This is a genomic window from Aeromicrobium sp. MLTX1 (genome assembly GCF_046452335.1).
Lineage (GTDB): Bacteria > Actinomycetota > Actinomycetes > Propionibacteriales > Nocardioidaceae > Aeromicrobium.
Genome location: NZ_JBKFDN010000001.1, coordinates 629,007 through 648,287, shown reverse-complemented (window position 1 = coordinate 648,287; position 19,281 = coordinate 629,007). Strand labels below are relative to the sequence as shown.

At 71.6% G+C, this 19,281-nt stretch carries 17 protein-coding genes, 1 tRNA gene and 1 riboswitch; of the genes, 12 read left to right on the top strand and 6 right to left on the bottom strand.

Annotation, left to right across the window (positions count from 1 at the left end; genetic code table 11):
• Window positions 1-3: 3 nt before the first annotated feature.
• Window positions 4-756: an enoyl-CoA hydratase gene (locus ACK99Q_RS03010; RefSeq protein WP_410184757.1), complete on the bottom strand. Its 753-nt coding sequence runs from the start codon at window positions 754-756 to the stop codon at window positions 4-6.
• A gap of 23 nt (window positions 757-779) precedes the next feature.
• Here ACK99Q_RS03010 and ACK99Q_RS03005 point away from each other — a divergent pair, with 23 nt between their 5' ends.
• From ACK99Q_RS03005 to ACK99Q_RS02995, 3 genes are all read left to right on the top strand, one after another.
• Complete coding sequence (locus ACK99Q_RS03005; RefSeq protein ID WP_410184756.1) at window positions 780-1,670, top strand: alpha/beta fold hydrolase; 891 nt, start codon at window positions 780-782, stop codon at window positions 1,668-1,670.
• A 78-nt stretch (window positions 1,671-1,748) separates the two neighbouring features.
• Window positions 1,749-1,822 (top strand) — tRNA-Gly (locus tag ACK99Q_RS03000).
• Window positions 1,823-1,867: 45 nt separating this feature from the next.
• On the top strand, window positions 1,868-2,317 hold the full coding sequence (locus ACK99Q_RS02995) for a hypothetical protein (protein WP_410184755.1): 450 nt from the start codon (window positions 1,868-1,870) through the stop codon (window positions 2,315-2,317).
• Here the strand turns inward: ACK99Q_RS02995 and ACK99Q_RS02990 are convergent.
• Entirely contained in the window at window positions 2,304-2,723 is a 420-nt protein-coding gene (locus tag ACK99Q_RS02990; RefSeq protein WP_410184754.1) for a universal stress protein, read from the bottom strand. The two genes, ACK99Q_RS02995 and ACK99Q_RS02990, sit on opposite strands and share 14 nt — an antisense overlap.
• A 116-nt stretch (window positions 2,724-2,839) precedes the next feature.
• Here ACK99Q_RS02990 and dcd point away from each other — a divergent pair, with 116 nt between their 5' ends.
• Both dcd and ACK99Q_RS02980 read left to right on the top strand, forming a co-directional pair.
• Window positions 2,840-3,418 (top strand): dCTP deaminase, encoded by a 579-nt coding sequence (dcd, locus tag ACK99Q_RS02985; protein ID WP_269304961.1) that lies wholly within the window; start codon window positions 2,840-2,842, stop codon window positions 3,416-3,418.
• A 4-nt stretch (window positions 3,419-3,422) separates the two neighbouring features.
• Window positions 3,423-4,232: an HAD family hydrolase gene (locus ACK99Q_RS02980; RefSeq protein WP_410184753.1), complete on the top strand. Its 810-nt coding sequence runs from the start codon at window positions 3,423-3,425 to the stop codon at window positions 4,230-4,232.
• 10 nt (window positions 4,233-4,242) lie between these two features.
• Here the strand turns inward: ACK99Q_RS02980 and ACK99Q_RS02975 are convergent, their stop codons facing one another.
• A complete protein-coding gene (locus ACK99Q_RS02975) occupies window positions 4,243-5,430 on the bottom strand; it encodes a GAF domain-containing protein (protein ID WP_410184752.1) in 1,188 nt (395 codons plus the stop codon).
• Window positions 5,431-5,576: 146 nt separating this feature from the next.
• On the opposite strand from ACK99Q_RS02975, the gene ACK99Q_RS02970 reads away from it, so the two are divergent.
• The 5 genes from ACK99Q_RS02970 (at window position 5,577) to ACK99Q_RS02950 (ending at window position 11,448) form a co-directional block, all read left to right on the top strand.
• Window positions 5,577-7,415, top strand: a complete 1,839-nt coding sequence (locus ACK99Q_RS02970; RefSeq protein WP_410184751.1) for a flavin-containing monooxygenase — start codon at window positions 5,577-5,579, stop codon at window positions 7,413-7,415.
• Between the two features lie 98 nt (window positions 7,416-7,513).
• Window positions 7,514-8,713: a dipeptidase gene (locus ACK99Q_RS02965; RefSeq protein WP_410184750.1), complete on the top strand. Its 1,200-nt coding sequence runs from the start codon at window positions 7,514-7,516 to the stop codon at window positions 8,711-8,713.
• Between the two features lie 9 nt (window positions 8,714-8,722).
• Entirely contained in the window at window positions 8,723-9,628 is a 906-nt protein-coding gene (locus ACK99Q_RS02960; protein ID WP_410184749.1) for a pseudouridine-5'-phosphate glycosidase, read from the top strand.
• The gene (locus ACK99Q_RS02955) at window positions 9,625-10,494 is read left to right on the top strand and encodes a carbohydrate kinase family protein (RefSeq protein ID WP_410184748.1); all 870 of its coding nucleotides are present in this window, start codon (window positions 9,625-9,627) and stop codon (window positions 10,492-10,494) included. Before ACK99Q_RS02960 ends, ACK99Q_RS02955 begins: the two co-directional genes overlap by 4 nt.
• Before the next feature lie 60 nt (window positions 10,495-10,554).
• Window positions 10,555-11,448 carry a matrixin family metalloprotease gene (locus ACK99Q_RS02950; protein WP_410184747.1) on the top strand — a complete coding sequence of 298 codons (894 nt, stop codon included), beginning with the start codon at window positions 10,555-10,557 and terminating at the stop codon, window positions 11,446-11,448.
• 61 nt (window positions 11,449-11,509) lie between these two features.
• Here the strand turns inward: ACK99Q_RS02950 and ACK99Q_RS02945 are convergent, their stop codons facing one another.
• The 3 genes from ACK99Q_RS02945 to ACK99Q_RS02935 all read right to left on the bottom strand — a co-directional run bounded on the left by ACK99Q_RS02945 (window position 11,510) and on the right by ACK99Q_RS02935 (window position 16,488).
• On the bottom strand, window positions 11,510-14,668 hold the full coding sequence (locus tag ACK99Q_RS02945; protein ID WP_410184746.1) for a heterodisulfide reductase-related iron-sulfur binding cluster: 3,159 nt from the start codon (window positions 14,666-14,668) through the stop codon (window positions 11,510-11,512).
• A 94-nt stretch (window positions 14,669-14,762) separates the two neighbouring features.
• Window positions 14,763-15,929 carry an MFS transporter gene (locus tag ACK99Q_RS02940; protein ID WP_410184745.1) on the bottom strand — a complete coding sequence of 389 codons (1,167 nt, stop codon included), beginning with the start codon at window positions 15,927-15,929 and terminating at the stop codon, window positions 14,763-14,765.
• A 13-nt stretch (window positions 15,930-15,942) separates the two neighbouring features.
• Window positions 15,943-16,488 (bottom strand): DUF4916 domain-containing protein, encoded by a 546-nt coding sequence (locus ACK99Q_RS02935; RefSeq protein ID WP_269304999.1) that lies wholly within the window; start codon window positions 16,486-16,488, stop codon window positions 15,943-15,945.
• Between the two features lie 145 nt (window positions 16,489-16,633).
• Between ACK99Q_RS02935 and ACK99Q_RS02930 the strand changes: the two genes are divergently transcribed.
• On the top strand, window positions 16,634-18,508 hold the full coding sequence (locus tag ACK99Q_RS02930; RefSeq protein WP_410184744.1) for a DUF6801 domain-containing protein: 1,875 nt from the start codon (window positions 16,634-16,636) through the stop codon (window positions 18,506-18,508).
• A 74-nt stretch (window positions 18,509-18,582) separates the two neighbouring features.
• A riboswitch (TPP riboswitch) is annotated at window positions 18,583-18,692 on the top strand.
• On the top strand, window positions 18,682-19,281 hold the full coding sequence (locus ACK99Q_RS02925; RefSeq protein ID WP_410184743.1) for an ECF transporter S component: 600 nt from the start codon (window positions 18,682-18,684) through the stop codon (window positions 19,279-19,281). Its footprint overlaps the riboswitch before it by 11 nt.

Here is a 19,281-nt window from a genome sequence, read left to right as displayed (position 1 = left end):
GGGTCAGCGGGAGGCGAACTTGGCCGCGAACGCGGCGAACTCCTCGCTCGCGAGCGACTCGGCCTGGGCCCACGACTCGAAGTTCAGCGACTCGTGCAGGTCGGACCGCGCCGCGACGCCCACCGACTTCTTGATGTCGGCCATCAGCTTGGGGTTGCGCTTCGCCCACGAGGCGGCCAGCTCGGCCGCGCGGGCCTTCGGGTCCTCGGCGATCTCCTGGGCGATGCCCAGGCGCAGCGCGGCGTCGGCCTTGATGATGTCGCCGTTGAAGAGTGCGGCCGCGGTGTTGGCCGAGCCGATGCGCTGGGTGAGCATCCACGTGCAGCCGCCACCGGGGTGCAGGCCGATCTTGCTGAAGGTGGGGCCGAAGCCGCCCTCGGGCCCGGCGACGATGACGTCGCAGGCGAGCGCGATGTTGAGGCCGGCGCCCACGGCGGCGCCCTGGACGGCCGCGACGGTGGGGATCGTGAGGCTCCGGATGCCCAGGAACGAGGCGTAGACGTTCATCAGGTGCTCGCGCAGCACGTCGGCCGGGCGGCTCGTGTCGCCGAAGAGGCTCTCGAGGTTCGCGCCCGAGCAGAAGGCCTTGCCGGCGCCGGTGACGACCAGTGCACGGGCCTCGTCGTCGGCCGCGACCGACTCGACGGCGGCGCGCAGCTCCTCCAGCAGCGGCCAGTCGAGCGCGTTGAGGCGCTCGGGGGCGTTCAGGGTGATCGTGCGGACGGAGTCTTCGCGCGTGAGCTCGACGAGTGTCATGCGGATCACCCTACGATCAGCCCATGACCGAACGGACCCTGCCGGTGGTGCCCGGAGTCGAGCACCGGTGGATCGACGTCGACGGCGTGAGCCTGCACGTGGCCGAGGCGGGGGAGTCGCGCCGCTCGGCCGACCGTCCCACGCTCGTGCTGCTGCACGGCTGGCCGCAGCACTGGTTCTGCTGGCGCCACGTGATGCCGGCGCTGGCCGAGACGCACCACGTGGTCGCCCTCGACCTGCGCGGCGCGGGCTGGAGCGACGTCCCCGAGGGCACCGAGGCCTACGACAAGCGCGTCATCGCCGACGAGGTCGCCCGCGCGATCGAAGTGCTGGGGCTGGACCGTCCGGTGCTGGTGGGGCACGACTGGGGCGCGTGGACCTCGCTCCTCGTTGCCAGTCGTCACCCGGGCCTCGTGCGCGGTGTGGTTGCGGCGGCGATCGTGGCGCCGTGGGAGGACGTGCCCTGGTACGAGATGTGGCGCTTCGCCTACCAGCCGATCGCGGGCGGCCCCGGCGGTGCGTTCCTCCACCGGCACGCCGGTCAGGCGCTGCTCAAGACGATCTTCCGCGCGGGCGCGTCGCGGCGCTTCCGCTGGGAGCGGTCGGTGCGCGAGGAGTACCTCGCGCGCTTCCGTGATCCGGCCCGCGCCCGGGCCGGTCAGTCGATGTACCGGTCGTTCCTGCTGAAGGAGATCCCGCAGCTGGGCCGCGGCTACGCCCGCCGGGTCGACGACGTGCCCCTGCTGTTCCTCCCGGGCACCGGCGACCTCGTGCTCGCGCCCGCGCTCGTGCGCCGCGCCGAGGGCCCGCCGAACGTGACCGTCACCGAGATCTCGGGCACGGGCCACTGGATCCCCGAGGAGCGCCCCGCCGAGCTCGTCGGCCACGTCCGCGACTTCCTGCGCCAGTTCTGACGAACGATGAGGCATTCCGCCCCGCTCCGGTACCCGAATGCATCATCGTGCGTTGAGTCGTTACGATCGGGGCACACCGCCGGTGTAGCTCAATGGCAGAGCGCTTGCTTCCCAAGCAAGATACGCGGGTTCGATTCCCGTCACCGGCTCCACTTGACAGGGCGCAGGACGACCAGCGCCGCGGGACGGCGACGCCGATGAACCGGTACAAGTGGGACGCGATCGGATCGGCCCTGGTCTACGTGCTCGCCACCGCCGCAGTGGGGTGGGCGGCGCTCGACCACGATCGCCGAACCCCGAGCGGGAACGAGATCGACTTCCTCGTGCTCACGTCCGTCGGCATGTCCTTGGTGGGCGTGATCGTGCTGCTGGCTTCCGTCGTGACGCTCTTCCTGCCGTCGCCCCGCACCTCGAAGGCCGGCCAGGGAGTCTCGGGAGTGATGCACCTGGTTCCGGGGTCGGTCTACGGTCTCCTCGGGTGCGGATTCGCGGCAGCAGCGATCTCGCGACCCGAGGACCGCGAGATCGGCCTCGCCGTCATCCTGCTCGGAGCGACGCTGGCGCATCTGGGCTGGTTCATCCACACGGTGCGCGAGGTGAACCGTCCGGACGCGCCCCTGCGTCCCGCGGACCTCAGACCGTCTTGACGATGTAGACGTCGCAGGGCGCGTGGTGGGCGACGTCGGTGGCGACGCTTCCCAAGAGCCGGCTGATGCCCTGCACGCGCCGGTTGCCCACGACGATGAGGTCGGCGCCGATCTCCTTGGCCACGTGCACGAGGGCGTCGGCGGGCTTGCCCGGAGCCGGGCTGGACTCCACCGTGCCTTGGTAGGAGAGGCCTTCGGCGACCTGGCGCGCGATCGCCTCGGCGCGCTCGCCGGGGCTCAGCGGGTGCATGCCGGGCGGGAGGTCGGTGGCCGCGGCGGCCTTCTCGTCGACCGCCGTGACGATGTGGAGGGCGGCGCCGGTGGCCGAGGCGAGCTCCGCCGCGACCTCGGCCGCGCGGGATGCCGTGTCGCTGCCGTCGACGCCGACGAGAATGGTCTTGTACACGTGATGCTCCTCACAGTTGCCTTGCCTGCACCTTGGCACACGAGGAGGCCACGCGCGCGGGAGTGAGAACGGCTGCGGCCCGGAGGAAGAGGGCGCGCGTGCGTTAGGTTCTCCTTGTGCTGCTTTCGGACCGCGACATCCTCGCCGAGATCGACGCCGGGCGGGTCGCACTCGACCCCTATGACGCCTCGATGATCCAGCCGTCGAGCATCGACGTGCGCCTCGACAAGTTCTTCCGCGTCTTCGACAACCACAAGTACCCCCACATCGACCCCGCGCAGGACCAGTCGGACCTGACGCGCGAGGTCGAGGTCGCCGGTGAGGACGCGTTCATCCTGCACCCGGGCGAGTTCGTGCTGGGCTCCACGTACGAGTACGTGACGCTGCCCGACGACGTCGCCGCGCGCCTGGAGGGCAAGTCGTCGCTCGGCCGCCTCGGCCTCATGACGCACTCCACCGCCGGCTTCATCGATCCGGGCTTCCAGGGCCACATCACGCTCGAGCTGGCGAACGTGGCCACGCTGCCGATCAAGCTCTACCCGGGCATGAAGATCGGCCAGCTGTGCTTCTTCCGCCTCACCTCGGCCGCGGAGAACCCGTACGGCTCGGCGAAGTACGGCTCCCGTTATCAGGGCCAGCGCGGTCCCACGGCATCACGGTCCCACGCGAACTTCCACCGGAGTGTGATCGACTGAGGGCATGACCGCGCCCGACATCCGCCTCGTCGTGGCCGACCTCGACGGCACCCTGCTGGACGAACGCAAGCAGATGCCCGCCGAGACGTTCGCCCTCATCCGTGACCTGCAGGCCGCCGGCATCGCCTTCGCGCCCGCCAGTGGCCGCCAGTGGGCGACCATCGAGTCGATGTTCCACGAGGTCGCCGACGGGCTCGTCATCATCGCCGAGAACGGCGCCTACGTGACCCACGCCGGCGTCGAGGTCGCCGCCCACCCGCTGGACCCCGCGTGGGTGTCCGGCGCCGTCCGCAAGACGCAGGGCCTGGTCGACCGGGGCGTCGACATCGGCATCGTCGTGTGCGGCATCGAGTCCGCGTGGATCGACCGCACCGACCAGCCGTTCCTCGACCAGGTCGAGCCGTACTACCGCCGGCTCAAGGTCACCGAGGACCTGACCGCCGTCGACGACACGATCATCAAGCTCGCCGTGCACGACTTCGGCGACCTCGAGGAGGTCACCGCGCCGTTCCTCAAGGAGCACGCCGAGCAGAACCCCGTGGCGATCTCGGGTGCCCACTGGGTCGACGTCATGGCCGAGGGCGTCAACAAGGGTCTCGCCGTCCGCGAGCTGCAGGCCGAGATGGGCATCGACGCCACGCAGACGATGGCGTTCGGCGACTACCTCAACGACTACGAGATGCTCCAGTCCGCCGACTGGTCGTTCGCGATGAGCAACGCCCACCCCGACATCCTCGACGTCGCGAACTACACGGCGCCGCCGAACCACGAGAACGGCGTCATCACCACGGTCCGGTCGGTTCTGGGCCTCTGACCGGTCACCCTCACCGCACGACGACGAGGTCGACCTCGTCCGCGATGCGGTAGGGCGAGGTCGTCAGCAGCGCTCCGACCTGCCGTCGCAGCCGCGAGATCTCGGCGCGCACGGTCACCTCGTGGCCGCCGTCGCCGAACAGTGCGCGGCTGAGGGCGGCGGCGGACGTCCCGGCGGGTCCGGCGTCCGCGAGCCGGACCAGGAGCTCGGCATGGCGGGCGCTCAGGGGCCGGCGCAGGGTCGAGTCGGCGGACGTCACCTCGAGGACGGGCTCGCCGCCGGTGAGGTCGAGGCGTCCCCGCACGCGCCGGTCGGCGGTCGCAGGACGCACGAGCCAGCCGCCGTCGATGGGCTCGGGCAGGCACAGGCCCATCCCCGGGACGGCCAGCGACGTGTCCGGGCGCGGAGCCGCGATCCGGTCGCGCACCGCGATGCCGGAGCGCACCGCGACCCAGCCGTCGGGGTCGACCACGAGGAGCGGTCCGTTCGAGGACGCGACCACGTGCTCCACCGAGCGACGGAGCCGCTCCAGCTGATCGGTGTGCACCTGCGACAGCCGCACCACGGCCAGTCGCACGGCGGTCTCGACGAGGGCCGTGATGGCCGGATGCAGGGTCAACGCCGGTCCGCTGACGTCGACCACGCCGAGCAGCTCGCCCGTGCGCGGGTCGTGCAGCGGCGCGGCGGTGCAGTACCAGGGGTGCTGCTGCTCCTCGAAGTGCTCGGCGGAGAACAGCTGGACCGGCGCCTGCTCCGCGATGGCGGTGCCGATCGCGTTCGTCCCGACTTGGCCCTCAGTCCACAGGGCGCCCTCGCCGAAGCCGAGGCGGTCGGCCTGCAGGCGGACGGTGCTCGCACCCTCGCGCCACAGGATGATCCCGTCGGCGTCGGTCACCACGAGCAGGAAGCGGGACGCGTCGGCGACGCTCGTGAGGGCGAGCCGGAGGTCGTCAATCACCCAGCGCAGCGGCGTGGCCCGGCGGCGCCGCTCGACCTCGTCGCGACCGAGCGGGTCCCGAGCGCCCGCGCCCGTGGGATTGAGGCCGAGTGCCAGCATCCGCTGCCACGACCGCGCGACCACCGGCCGTGGCAGAGCAGGAGCGCGCCCGCCGGAGAGCAGCAGGTCGTGCATCCGGCGCAGGTCCCGGGCGTGGCGCGGCAGGTCCGTGCCCGGCGCGACGGCACTGAAGCTGTTCACCTCGCCACCTCCTGGGTCGTCGCCAGCATAGGCAGCCAGTGTGACGCCCGTCACGTGCAACGTCGTGCAACGCTACCCGGCCGACCGGTCCCGGCGGTGTCCTGAGGTCCGTCCCCCCACCGGCCTCAGCGACTCGAGGAGCGATCATGACCCAGATTCTGGAACCACCCGTCGACACGGCGGCGAACCCCGATCCCACCGCCGCGGCCGAGGAGTGGCTGGCGGACTTCGAGGCCGCCCTGCGCGAGCGCGACGTCCGTCGCGCCGCGGCGCAGTTCGCCACGCAGAGCTTCTGGCGCGACCTGGTCGCGTTCAGCTGGAACATCACGACGGTCGAGGACCGGTCCGGTGTCGAGGGCCTGCTGTCGGACACGCTCGAGCGCACCGATCCGAGCCGGTTCGTCCTCGAGGAGCAGGCCACCGAGGAGGGCGGCGTCATCACCGCCTGGTTCGTGTTCGAGACGGCGGTCGGCCGTGGCCGTGGTCTCGCTCGCCTGCGTGAGGAGGAGGGCCACTGGAAGGCCTGGACGTTCCTCACGACGCTCTACGAGCTGAAGGGACACGAGGAGCCGCGCGGCTCCCGCCGGCCGATGGGCGCCGAGCACGGCGCGAGGAAGGACCGGACCACGTGGACCGAGCGCCGGGTGGCGGAGGACGCGTCCCTCGGACGCACCGAGCAGCCCTACGTCCTCGTGGTCGGCGGCGGCCAGGGCGGCATCGCGCTCGGTGCTCGGCTCCGCCAGCTCGGGGTCCCGAGCCTCGTCATCGACAAGTACCCCCGGCCGGGCGACCAGTGGCGCAGCCGCTACAAGTCCCTGTGCCTCCACGACCCGGTCTGGTACGACCACCTGCCGTACCTGAAGTTCCCCGACAACTGGCCCGTGTTCGCGCCGAAGGACAAGGTCGGCGACTGGCTGGAGTCCTACACCAAGGTCATGGAGGTGCCGTACTGGTCCTCGACCGTCGCGACGGCGGCGTCGTTCTCCGAGGAGACCGGACGGTGGACCGTCGAGGTCGAGCGCGAGGGCGAGGCGCTGACGCTGACCCCCACGCACCTCGTGCTGGCGACCGGCATGTCCGGGAAGCCGAACGTTCCCGTGCTTCCCGGTCAGGACGTGTTCCGCGGCGAGCAGCAGCACTCGAGCCAGCACCCCGGCCCCGACGCCTATCGCGGCAAGAGGGTCGTGGTGATCGGCTCGAACAACTCGGCCTTCGACATCTGCGGGGCCCTGTGGGAGCACGATGCCGACGTCACGATGGTCCAGCGGTCCTCGACCCACATCGTGAAGTCCGGGTCGCTGATGGACATCGGCCTGGGCGACCTCTACTCCGACCGGGCGCTCGCGGCCGGCATGACCACGGAGAAGGCCGACCTCGTCTTCGCGTCGCTGCCCTACCGGATCATGCACGAGTTCCAGATCCCGTTGTACGAGCAGATGAAGGAGCGCGACGCCGACTTCTATGCGCGCATGGAGGCAGCCGGCTTCGACCTCGACTGGGGCGACGACGGCTCGGGCCTGTTCATGAAGTACCTGCGACGGGGATCCGGCTACTACATCGACGTCGGGGCGGCCGAGCTCGTCGCGGACGGCGAGGTCAAGCTGGCGAAGGGCCAGGTCTCCCACCTCACCGAGGACTCCGTGGTGCTGGCGGACGGCACGGAGCTGCCGGCCGACCTCGTGGTCTACGCGACGGGGTACGGCTCGATGAACGGCTGGGCCGCCGACCTGATCAGCCAGGAGGTCGCCGACCGGGTGGGCAAGGTCTGGGGACTCGGGTCGGACACGACCAAGGATCCGGGGCCCTGGGAGGGCGAGCAGCGGAACATGTGGAAGCCGACGCAGCAGCCGCACCTTTGGTTCCACGGCGGCAACTTGCACCAGTCGCGGCACTACTCGCTCTACCTCGCACTGCAGCTCAAGGCGCGCCACGTCGGCATCCCGACGCCCGTCCGCGGGCTGCAGGAGGTGCACCACCTCTCCTGAGCGTGCGGTCGAGGGCTCCGGCGACGGCCGGAGTCCTCGGCGCGTCCGGCGCGGACCCCGAGCATGACCCACGTCACACCAGTCGGTAGCGTGCGCGCGTGGCGAAGAAGACTCGGACCTGGCTGCGGCGCACCCTGCTCGCCGTTCTCGTGCTCCTGCTCCTCGGCGTGATCGGGTTCTTCACGCTCGGTCCGGGCATCGTCGAGAACAGCATGAACCGGATGGCCGACACCGACCTGGCCGAGCCCGACCGGGAGACGATCGCGCTCCACGACTCCCTGTTCATCGCCGACCTGCACTCGGACACGCTGATGTGGAACCGGGACCTGCTCGACCGGTCGGACCGGGGCCACATGGACCTGCCACGGCTGCAGGACGGCAACGTCGGCCTCCAGGTGTTCTCGTCGGTGTCGAAGACGCCCAAGAACCAGAACTACGACTCGAACCCGGCGAACACGGACAACATCACGCTGCTGGCGATCCTGCAGCTGCAGCCGCCCCGCACGTGGACCTCGTTGCTGGAGCGGTCGCTGTACCACGCGGAGAAGCTGCAGGACGCGGTCGCCGACTCCGAGGGCGAGCTGCGCTTCATCCGGTCGCGCGACGACCTCGACCGCCTCGTGGCCGACCGCGAGGCTGGCAAGAACGTGACCGGAGCGCTGTTCTCGCTCGAGGGCCTGCAGAGCCTGGAGGGCGACCTCGACAACCTCGGCCGGCTGTTCGGCGCCGGCGCGCGCATGGCCGGCTTCACCCACTTCTTCGACAACGAGGTCTCCGGGTCGATGCACGGGGAGGACAAGGGCGGGCTGACCGACCTCGGCCGCGAGGCGTTCGCCGAGATGGAGCGCCGGGGGATGGTCGTCGACATCGCCCACGCCAGTCACCCGGCGATCGCCGAGATGCTCGAGCTCGCCACGAAGCCCGTGGTGGCCAGCCACGGCGGCGTCCAGGCGACCTGCGACGTGAACCGCAACCTCACCGACGACGAGATCCGTGGCGTCGCCGCGACGGGCGGGGTCGTCGGCGTCGGCTACTGGGACGCGGCCGTCTGCGCGCTGACGCCCGCCGCCGTCGTCGACGCGATCGAGCACGTCATCGAGGTCGGCGGCATCGAGACCGCGGCGCTCGGCAGCGACTACGACGGAGCCACGAAGGTCGCCTGGGACACCAGCGACATCGCCGTCGTCACCCAGGAGCTGCGCGACCGCGGGCACTCGGACGAGGACGTCGCCGCGATCATGGGCGGCAACACGCTGCGCGTCCTGCGTGCCGTCCTGCCCGTCGGCGCCGACGGATAGGGTCGCGGGGTGAGAGTCCAGCCGTCCCCCGAAGTCGCCACAGCACTGGAGCAGGGGCGTCCCGTCGTCGCCCTCGAGTCCACGATCATCAGCCACGGCCTGCCCCGGCCCGACAACCTCGCGGCCGCGCAGGAGTTCGAGGAGATCCTCCGGTCGCAGGGCGTCACGCCCGCCACCGTGGCGGTCCTCGGCGGCGAGCTCAAGGCGGGCCTCACGGCCGACGAGCTGTCGCGCATCGCGAACGAGGACGTCCCGAAGCTCACGGTCCGCGACCTGCCCGTCGTCCTCGGCATGGGCGGCAGCGGCGCCACCACGGTGGCGGCCACGTCGTGGATCGCCGATCGCGCGGGCATCCGGGTGTTCGCCACGGGTGGTCTCGGCGGCGTGCACCGCGGCGCGTCCGAGACGTTCGACGAGTCCGCCGACCTCACCGTCCTCGGCCAGGTGCCGATCACGGTCGTCTCGGCCGGCGTGAAGTCGATCCTCGACATCCCGGCCACGCTGGAGCGGCTCGAGACCCTCGGCGTCATCGTGCTGGGCTTCCGCACGAAGGACTTCCCCAGCTTCTGGCTCACCTCCTCGGGTCACCAGCTCGACTGGCGGGCCGAGGACGCGTTCGCCGTCGCCTCGGTCATGCACAGCCGCGACCAGCTCGGACTGAGGTCGGGCATCGTCGTGGCGAACCCGCTGCCGGAGGAGAAGCAGCTCGACCCGCAGGTCCACGACGAGGCGCTCGAGCGCGCGCTCGCCGAGGCCGAGGCGAAGGGCCTCTCGGGCAAGGAGGTCACGCCGTTCCTGCTCCAGCGCATCGTCGAGCTCACCGGCGGCGACAGCCTCGCCGTCAACCTCGACATCGCCCGCAACAACATCGAGGTCGCCGCACGCATCGCCACGGCCGCGGCGGAGTACCCGTGATCCTCGTCGTGGGCGACGTCGTCGACGACATCGGCGTCCTGCCCCTCGAGCCCGTGGCCCCGCGCAGCGACACCCGCGCGCAGATCCGCATGACCCCGGGTGGGTCCGCCGCGAACACGGCCGCGTGGCTGGGCTTCCTCGGTGCCGAGACCCGTTTCCTCGGCAAGGTCGGCAACGATGGCGTCGAGCGCCACGGGGCCGCCCTGCGCGAGCACCAGGTCGAGCCGCGGCTGGTCGCCGACCCGCTGCTGCCCACGGCCACGATCGTGCTGACCCTCGACGACGACGCCGATCGCACGATGTACGTCGACCGCGCCGCCAACGGCACGCTCACGCAGGCCGACCTCCCCGACGACCTCTGGGACGGCGTCGACTGGCTGCACCTCACGGGCTACACGTTCTTCGACCCGCAGACGCGCGACGTCGCGATCGACCTCATCGCCGAGGCGAAGCGGCGCGGGGCGGGCGTCAGCGTCGACCCGAGCACCACCGCGTTCCTGCGCGAGGTCACCCCCGAGGCGTTCGCCGAGTGGACCCGCGGCGTCGACCTCCTCGTGCCCAACCTCGACGAGGCACGCCTCCTCGTCGGCGCGACCGGCCCGTTCGTCGACTTCGACGCGCTGACGCGGATGTACCCGCAGGTCGTCGTCACGCTCGGCTCGATGGGCGCGGCCTACGTCGCCGGCGGCGACCGCGAGCAGGTGGCGGCCCCGCGCATCCAGGTCGTCGACACCACCGGCGCGGGCGATGCGTTCACCGCGGGCTTCCTCGCGTCGTGGCTGGAGCAGAAGGACCCGCGCGCCGCGCTCACCGGCGGCATCGGCGCCGCCAGCCGCTGCGTCCAGCAGCGCGGCGCCCGCCCCTGACGCACCCCCTCGTCACACGAAAGGTCGATGCGGTCGGGGTGCCGACCGCATGATGGTGCGATGCGAGGGTGGTGGGACAGGATCAGCGGCGCCCGGCGCCGTCGTGCGGACTGGTCCCGCCGCGCCTTCGAGGAGCTCGAGGCCCTGGACCGAGCGGCGGTTGCGCCGCGTGACTGGACGTCGGTCCCGAGCCCGACGTCCCCCCGGCGCCGGCGATCCTTCGTCCTGCTCGGCCTCGTGATCGCGGGGACGGTCGTGGTGTCGCTGCTGCCGAGTGACCCGGACCCGCACGCGGCGGGCCTCGTCTGGGCGCCCAGTGCCGGCGGCGGGCAGCCGGCCCCGGCGCAGGATGCGCGGGACGAGCGGCTGGCGACCCCGCCGCGTGTGCCCGAGCAGGGGACCTACGCGTTCGTGAGGACGCTGCGCGACGGGACGACCCCGGTGACCTACGACCCGTGTGTCCCGATCCACGTCGAGATCAACCCGCGGACCGGTGGGTCCGACGCCGTCAGCGGGGTGGAGGCGGCGCTGGACGAGGTGCAGGCCGCGACCGGGCTGGAGCTCGTCGTGGACGGGATGACCGAACGGGCACCGGACTTCGATGCGCAGGTCCGCACCGAGGACCTCCGCAGGCCCGTCCTGATCGCGTGGAGTGACGAGTCCGAGACGCCGGGACTCGGGGGTGACGTGGTGGGTCAGGGCGGCAGTGTCGCGGTCGAGCACTCCTCCGGCGCGCGCTACACCACCGGGCAGATCGCGTTGGACGGTCCCTCCCTGGCGGCCATGACCGAGCAGGAGCGCCTCCAGGTGATCCGCCACGAGCTCGGTCATGTCGTGGGTCTCGACCACGTCGACGACCAGGACGAGCTCATGCATCCGCACTCAGGGCCGCTGTCGTGGGGCCCGGGGGACCGGCGCGGGCTGGCCCTGCTCGGGTCGGGCTCCTGCGAGTAGGCCGGGAACGACGAACGCGCCAGCACCCGGAGGTGCTGGCGCGCTCGCGCGGTGACGGCTGTCAGGCCTTCGTGTCGTCGCCCTCGTCCGTGGCCTCGTCGGCGGCCGCCTCGGTGGCGGAGCCGGTCAGGTCCTCGCCCGACGGGTTCGCGTCGCTGAGCGGCGCGGCGTCCTCGGAGACCGGGTCGGGTGCCGGAGCGTCCTCGACCGGCGTGATCGCCGCCAGCTCCTCCTGCTCGGAGGTGGGCTCGGCGTGCTTCTCGGCCGGCAGCTCGGGCTCGGAGTCGTCGTACACGACCGACTCGGCGTCGGGGTTGGTCGTGTCGCCGCTCTCCGGGTGCGGCTCGGGCTTGGGCTCGTCCTCCGAAGCCGTGTGACCCTTCGGCTCGTCGTCCTCGAGCGCGTCGAGCAGCGACGGCTGCTCGTGACCGCCCGCGGACGCCTCGGTGGCACCGCCCCCGGCGGGGGCCTCCTCGGCAGCCGGGGCCTCGTCAGCGGGAGCCTCCTCGGTCGCCTCGGCCTCGGCCGGAGCGTCGGCAGCGTCGGCCTTCTCCGCGTCGGGCTGGCCGAGTCCGGGCTGCTGCTCGTGCAGCGCCGGGCTGTCGTCGGACTCGGAGTCGAACTCGGGCTTCGAGACCGCGTCGTCCAGAGCCTCCGGCTCGGGGTCGGACTGGGCGGGCTCGTCCTCGGGCTCGGTGGCCACGGAGACGGGCTTGGTGCCCTCGGCGTCCAGCGCGCCCTCGGGGGTCGCGTCGCCCGACTCGAAGATCCCGCCGGCGGTGCCCTTCTCGTCGACCGCGATGTTGTGCTTCGCGGCCACCTCGGCGTCCGCGGCGCGGCCCTCGCCCTCCGGGTCGTCGAGGTCGTCGCCGGCGTCGGTCGGCGCGTCGGCCGACGCGTGCGCGTCGGCGGCGGCGCCGACGGACTCCGTGTCGGTCAGCGTGCCGGGATCGGCCTGGGCCTCCGGGCCGGGCTCGGCGTCCTCGGGCTCGTCACCGGCGGCGTGCGACTCGTCGGCGGCCGCGGCGACCAGGGCCTCGGCCTCGGTCACGACGTCCTCCTCGGAGCGCTTCACGGCCTGGAGCAGCAGCTGCGCGACGTCGAGGACCTCGACGTTGAGCAGCGACTCGTCCTCGGCCTGCTTCGCCGTGAGGCCGTCGGCCAGCATGACGCGGCAGAAGGGGCAGCCCACAGCGATCTGCTCCGCCCCGGTGCCGATGGCCTCCTCGGTGCGGTTGATGTTGATGCGCGAGCCGATCTTCTCCTCCATCCACATGCGGGCGCCGCCGGCGCCGCAGCAGAAGGAGCGCTCCTTCGAGCGGTCCATCTCGACGTAGTCCGCACCCGTGGCGCCGATCAGCTCGCGCGGCGGCGAGTAGACCTGGTTGTGGCGGCCCAGGAAGCAGGGGTCGTGGTAGGTGACCTTGGCGGCCGGGGCGGCGGGCGCGACCGGCTTGAGCTTCTTCTCGCGGACGAGGCGGTTCAGCAGCTGGGTGTGGTGCACGACCTCCAGCTCGATGCCGAACTCCTTGTACTCGTTCTTGAGCGTGTTGAAGCAGTGGGCGCAGGTCGAGACGACCTTCTTGACCTTGGTCTCCTCGAAGACCGCGACGTTCTCCATCGCGAGCTGCTTGAAGACGATCTCGTTGCCGGCGCGGCGGGCGGAGTCGCCCGAGCAGGTCTCGCCGTCACCGAGGACGGCGAAGGTGACGCCCGCGATGTCGAGCAGCTCGGCGACGGCCTGCGTGGTCTTCTTCGCGCGGTCCTCGAAGGCACCGGCGCAGCCGACCCAGAACAGCCACTCGACCTCGTCGAGGGACTCGACGTCGACGCCGACCTGCTTGACCTCGAAGTCGAGGTCCTCGGCCCACTTCATGCGGTCGCGCGGGTTCATGCCCCACGGGTTCCCCTTGCGCTCGAGGCCCTTGAAGATGTTGTTGAGCTCGGCGGGGAAGTTGGACTCGACGAGCACCTGGTAGCGGCGCATGTTGTCGATGTGGTCGACGTGCTCGATGTCGACGGGGCACTGCTGGACGCAGGCGCCGCAGTTGGTGCACGACCACAGGACGTCGGGGTCGATGACGCCGAACAGGTCCTCGGTGCCGATGAGCGGACGCTCGAGCTCGCGCTGCTGGTCCTCGGTGAGGGTCTCCGGGTCGGCGCCGAGCAGTGGCACCTTCGCGTAGGCGTGCTCGCGCAGGCCCATCATCAGGAGCTTGGGGGAGAGGGGCTTCTCGGTGTTCCAGGCGGGGCACTGGCTCTGGCAGCGACCACACTCGGTGCAGGTGGAGAAGTCGAGGATGGACTTCCAGCTGAAGTCCTCGACCTTGCCCACGCCGAGCTTCTCGAACTCCTCCTCCTCCATGTCCTCCATGGTCTCGAGGTCGAGCGGCTTGCCCGCGACGTAGAGCGGGACGAGGGCGCCCAGCGCGGTGCCGCCGTCGGCCTCGCGCTTGAAGTAGATGTTGAACCAGGCCAGGAAGCGGTGCCAGGCGACGCCCATCGTGAGGTTCTTGCCGATGACCATCAGCCAGACGGTGGCCGAGACGACCTTGACGACGGCGAGCAGCGTGATCGTGACCTCGAGGCCGGTGACCGACAGGCCCGACCAGAGGGTGTCGCCGATCCAGCCGGTCAGCGGGAAGTGGAAGTAGGTGCCGTGGCTGTCGCCCTCGAGGCTCATCAGGCGGTACTCGGCGCCACGGATGAGGATGCCGGCGGCGCACTCGAGCGCGACCATCGCCTCGACGAAGTAGGCCTGGCCGAAGCGCGAGCCGAAGAAGCGGCTCTGGCGGCCCTGGGTGCGCGGGTGGTTGCGCTGGCGGATGACGACGAGGGCCGCGATGCCGATGAGGCCGAGCCAGGCGATGGCCTCGCTGACCCACTCGAAGAGGAAGAAGTGGCCGATGATCGGCAGCACGAGGTGCGGGTTCCAGACCTGCAGGTAGGCGGTGGCGACCGCGGTGCTGAGGATGAGGAAGCTGAAGAAGACGGCCCAGTGCAGGATGCCGACCCAGTGCCACTGGAGCATGCGCGTGTGGCCGAGCGTCTCGACCAGCATGTTCTTGGTGCGGCTCGCCGGGTTGTCGGTGCGACCGTAGGCCGGAGTTCCGGCGCGGATGACCCCGAGCATCCGCTTGATCCCGGGCGCCAGGTAGTACACCGCCAACGCCGTCGAGACCAGCGTGATCACTCCGGCGATGATGTTGATCGGTTCCATGCCGATTCCTCTCGCGGTTCAAGCAGTTGGTGCTGACCCTAATCTGCGGCGGAAAGCGCTGCTCAGTTAGGCCAGCCAAAGGCGTAGGATGATGTTACCTGCGAGTAGCAACGGGCACGCAGGCGATGGCGGCCAGCGGGAACACGGCGACCGCCGCGAAGGCCCAGCCGTAGCCCGCGAGCTCCACCAGCGCGCCCACCACGGGAGGCACCGCAGCCGCGGTCAGGTACTGGCCCGTGTTCTGGATGCCGAAGGCGCGCCCCGACCACCGCGGCCCGGCGATCTCGGCCACGGCGGTGAAGGCCAGGCCGTTGTCGACGACGGTGATCACCATGGCGGCGACCATGAGCGCGATCGCGACGGGGGATCCCTCGAGCACGGCCAGCGCCAGCATCGAGACGGTGGCCGCCACGGCCACCTGCCGCATCGGTCCGAGGCGGTCGCCGACGCGGTCGGACCACCAGCCCGCGGCGATGCGACCGCCGGCGCCGAGCACCTGCGAGACGGCGTAGAGCGCGCCGGCCGCGGCCGGGCTCCAGCCGTGCTGGTCGATGAGCCACAGCAGCATGAACGTCCACACCGCGTACTGCGGGATGACGAGCAGCGCCGAGGCCCCGTGGATCCGCACGAGACGCCGGTCGCCGCGGTAGGGATTGGCGCGGGGGTCCGTGCCCTCCGTCGCGTGCCGCGGCGGGTCGACCACGGTGAGCGCGATGAACACGGTGGCGAGTGCCGCGACGACGAGGCAGCCCAGCACGATCGGCGCGACGCCCCACGACTGCACGCCGGCGGGGACGACGAGCGCCGCGACGCCGACGCCGAGCGGCAGTCCCGTCTGACGGATGCCCATCGCGAGGCCGCGCCGGTGCGCGGGGAACCAGCCCACGACGAGCCGGCCGCTGGCCGAGTTGGAGCTGCCCGCCGCCACGCCGCACAGGCCGAAGCCGAGCGCGAGCACGACCACGTCGTCGGCGCGGGCGCCCGACCAGGCCACGGCACAGCCCGCGACCAGCAGGACGAGGCCGGACGTCAGCGCGATCCGCTCGCCCACGCGGTCGACGATCGCGCCCCACGCCACGAGGGTGAGCAGCGTGCCGACGGTGGGGGCGGCGGCGAGCGCGCCGGTGGCGACGAGGGGGACTCCCTCGTCGAGGTGCAGGTGCGGGATCAGCAGCAGCGGCGTGCTGACCACGGCGGTCGCGGTGACCTGCGCGATCATCGCCGCGACCAGCATGAGCCACGGGCTCGGGCGGCGCGTCACCTCCGCGTGCGGGTCATCCGAGCGCGCCCACGTGCGCCAGCGCCTGCTGCAGCAGCACGCCGCGCCCGCCCTCGAGCTCGTCGAGGATCGCGGGGCTGAGCGCCTCCTGCGGGGTCAGCCACGAGAGCTCGAGCGCGTCCTGTCGCGGGTCGCACTCACCGGTGACCGCCACGACGTAGGCCAGCGCGACGGCGTGCTGGCGCGCGTCGTACAGCGGCGTGACGCCGGGGATCGGGAAGTACTCGGCGACTGTGAAGGGCACGATGTCGGCCGGCAGCTGCGGGAACGCCGTGGGGCCGAGGTCCTTCTCGAGGTTGCGCATCAGGGCCGAGCGGATGGGCTCGCCGTGCAGCACGCGACCGGACACGAACGAGCGCGCCATCGTGCCGGTGGTGGGGGAGCCGCGCAGCAGCAGGCCGACCTGCTCGACCTGGCCGAGGCTGTCCAGCCGGACCGGGATCGCCTCGACGTAGAGGATCGGGACACGGGACCGGGTCTCCTCGAGCTGGAAGTCGGAGAGCCAGCCGGGGTTCGGGTCGGGGGTGCGCACGGAGGGCATGCGCCCATTGTGGTCGATCCCTGGCTGACGGCAGCGGACGCGGACGTGAACGCGGGTTGTCACTACCAGTTACAGCACTTAGGGTGAGCCACATCACAGGGCCCGTCCGTCTCAGGGGACGGGCCTGCCGGAGGAAGGCTCGCCCGTGATCCGCACGTCCCGAACGTCCCAGCGCCTCGTCGCCGCAGGCTCGGCCGCGGCCGCCCTGGCCGCCGCAGCCGTGGTCGGAGTGGGGCTCGTCTCGCCCGCCTCGGCCGCCGACGTGGAGCTGGAGAGGTCCTTCGACTACACGTGCCAGGTGACGGCCGGAGGCCTCAACCTCGGCGAGCACGTGATCGGCGTTCTGGCGTCGACCACCGCGCCCGAGTCGGTCTCGCCGGGTGAGGTGATCGCGCCGCGCACCGTGAACATCACGCTCACGATGCCCGAGCTGCTGCGCCAGTCCACGGCGGTGCTCCTGCAGGGGCGCGAGGCCGCCGGCGAGTCGACCGACTCGGCCGTCACCCTGACCTCGGGTGGCGAGACCACCAGCGTCCCGATCCCGAACCTCGGCTCGCCGCGCACGCCGATCCCGCAGACGGCGAACGAGCCGTGGACGATCCCGGCGTCGGGCACCGTCCCCGAGATCACGACCCCGGCCACCGCGACCGGCTCGGTCGTCCTCGGCATGCCGAGCAGCTTCTCGATCGCCGCCACCATCTACAAGGCGGACGACTCGACGGTCCCGTCGAGCCTGACCTGCGCCGGCCCCTCCGACCTGTCGCTCGGCACCATCGCGGTCACGGCGGGCAGCGAGCCGACCACCGGCCCGACCTCGGAGCCCACGACGGAGCCGACCAGCGAGCCGACCTCGGAGCCGACGAGCGAGCCGACCTCGGAACCGACCAGCGAGCCGACGTCGGAACCGACCACGACCCCCACCACCAGCCCGACCGATCCGCCGGCGGAGGACGTCGACCTGTCGAAGAGCTTCGACTACACGTGCCGCGTCACGGCCGGCGGACTCGACCTCGGCTCGCACGTCATCAAGGTCCTGGCCGAGACCACGATCCCGTCGCGGGTCCAGGTCGGCGACGTCATCTCCTCGCGCGGCGTCGACATCACCCTGACCCTGCCCGAGCTGCTGCGGCAGTCCACCGCGATGCTGCTCCAGGGCCGCGAGGCCGAGGGCGGCTCGACGGACTCGTCGATCACCCTGACCACGGGTGGCCAGACGCAGACGGTGGCCATCCAGGACCTGAAGTCGGCCCGCACGCCGATCCCGCAGGTCGCCGACGAGCCCTGGCTGATCCCCGCCACCGGCACGGTCCCCGAGATCACGGTCCCGGAGTACGCCGAGACCTCGGTGCGCCTGGGCATGCCCGAGGCGTTCACGATCCAGGCCACGATCCACAAGGCCGACGCCTCGACCGTCCCGTCCAACCTGACCTGCGCGGGTCCCGACGAGCTGGGCCTCGGCTCGATCCCGGTCGGCGACGCCGAGCCGGAGCCCACCACGGGACCCACCAGCCAGCCGACGACCGCCCCGACCACGCAGCCGACGACCGAGCCCACGGGTGAGCCCACCACGGCTCCGACGACCGGGCCGGGCGACGACGAGGACCCCGACGCGGTGGAGCTGCTGAGCGACGACGTGCTGTCGCCCGGCGACACCATCACCTTCGCCTTCGGCTCGAACTGGATCGGCAAGGAGCTCGAGTTCGAGCTGCGCTCCGACCCGATCCCGATGGGCACGAAGGTCGTGCCCACGTCCGGCGAGGTGTCGGTGCGCATCCCGACCAACGCGCCCGCCGGCTCGCACGACGTCGTGGTGCTCAGCCGCGGCGAGGTGATCGCCTCGGTGCCGGTCGAGATCCTCCCCGCCGACGCCGCGGCCGACACGACCGACGACGAGTGGGTCAGCGACGGCTACCTCGCCGCGACGGGCGGTCCCGCCATGAGTGCCGCGCTGCTCGGCGGCGTGCTGGTGCTGGCCGGAGGAGCGGCCCTCGTGCTGCGCCGCCGCACGCGTCGCGACTGACGCACGAGTGAGCGGGGGCGGATCCTCGGGTCCGCCCCCGCTGCCGTGCCCGGCCCGTGCGGGCTAGGCTGGCAGCACCACGACAGGGGAGCGCCATGCAGAGGGCGCTGAGAGTGCGGAACAGCCGCAGACCCTTGAACCTGCTCCGGTTAGCACCGGCGAAGGGAGTCATCATGAATTCTGCCGTCACATCCACGACCCGACTCACCCGCTACCGCACGATCGATCTCGTCACGATCGCGATGCTCGGCGTCGCCTTCGGCGTCGTCTTCTGGGGCTGGGGGAAGTTCTACGACGTCATCGACCTCGGCGCCGCGGTCGGCTTCAAGCCCGCGGCCGCCCTCCTGGGCGGCATGTGGCTCATCGCCGGCGTCGTCGGCGGTCTGATCGTCCGCAAGCCCGGCGCCGCGTTCGCCACCGAGTTCATCGCCGCCCTCGTGTCGATGCTGGTCCTGGGCGGCACGTCCTGGGGCAGCACCGTCCTGATCTCGGGCGTCGTGCAGGGCCTGGGCGCCGAGCTGATCTTCGCGCTGTTCCTCTACCGCCGCTTCGACCTGCTCACGGCGGCCCTCGGTGGCGCGCTGTCGGGTGCGCTCGAGGCGTTCTACGAGTGGAAGTACTACTTCCCCGACTGGGACCTGCAGTGGCGGCTGATGCACCTGGGCTTCCTCGTCACCTCCGGCATCGTCATCGCAGGCTTCGGCGGCTGGCTGCTGGTGCGCTCGCTGGCGAAGGCGGGTGCCCTCGACTCCTTCCCCTCCGGGCGGCCGTAG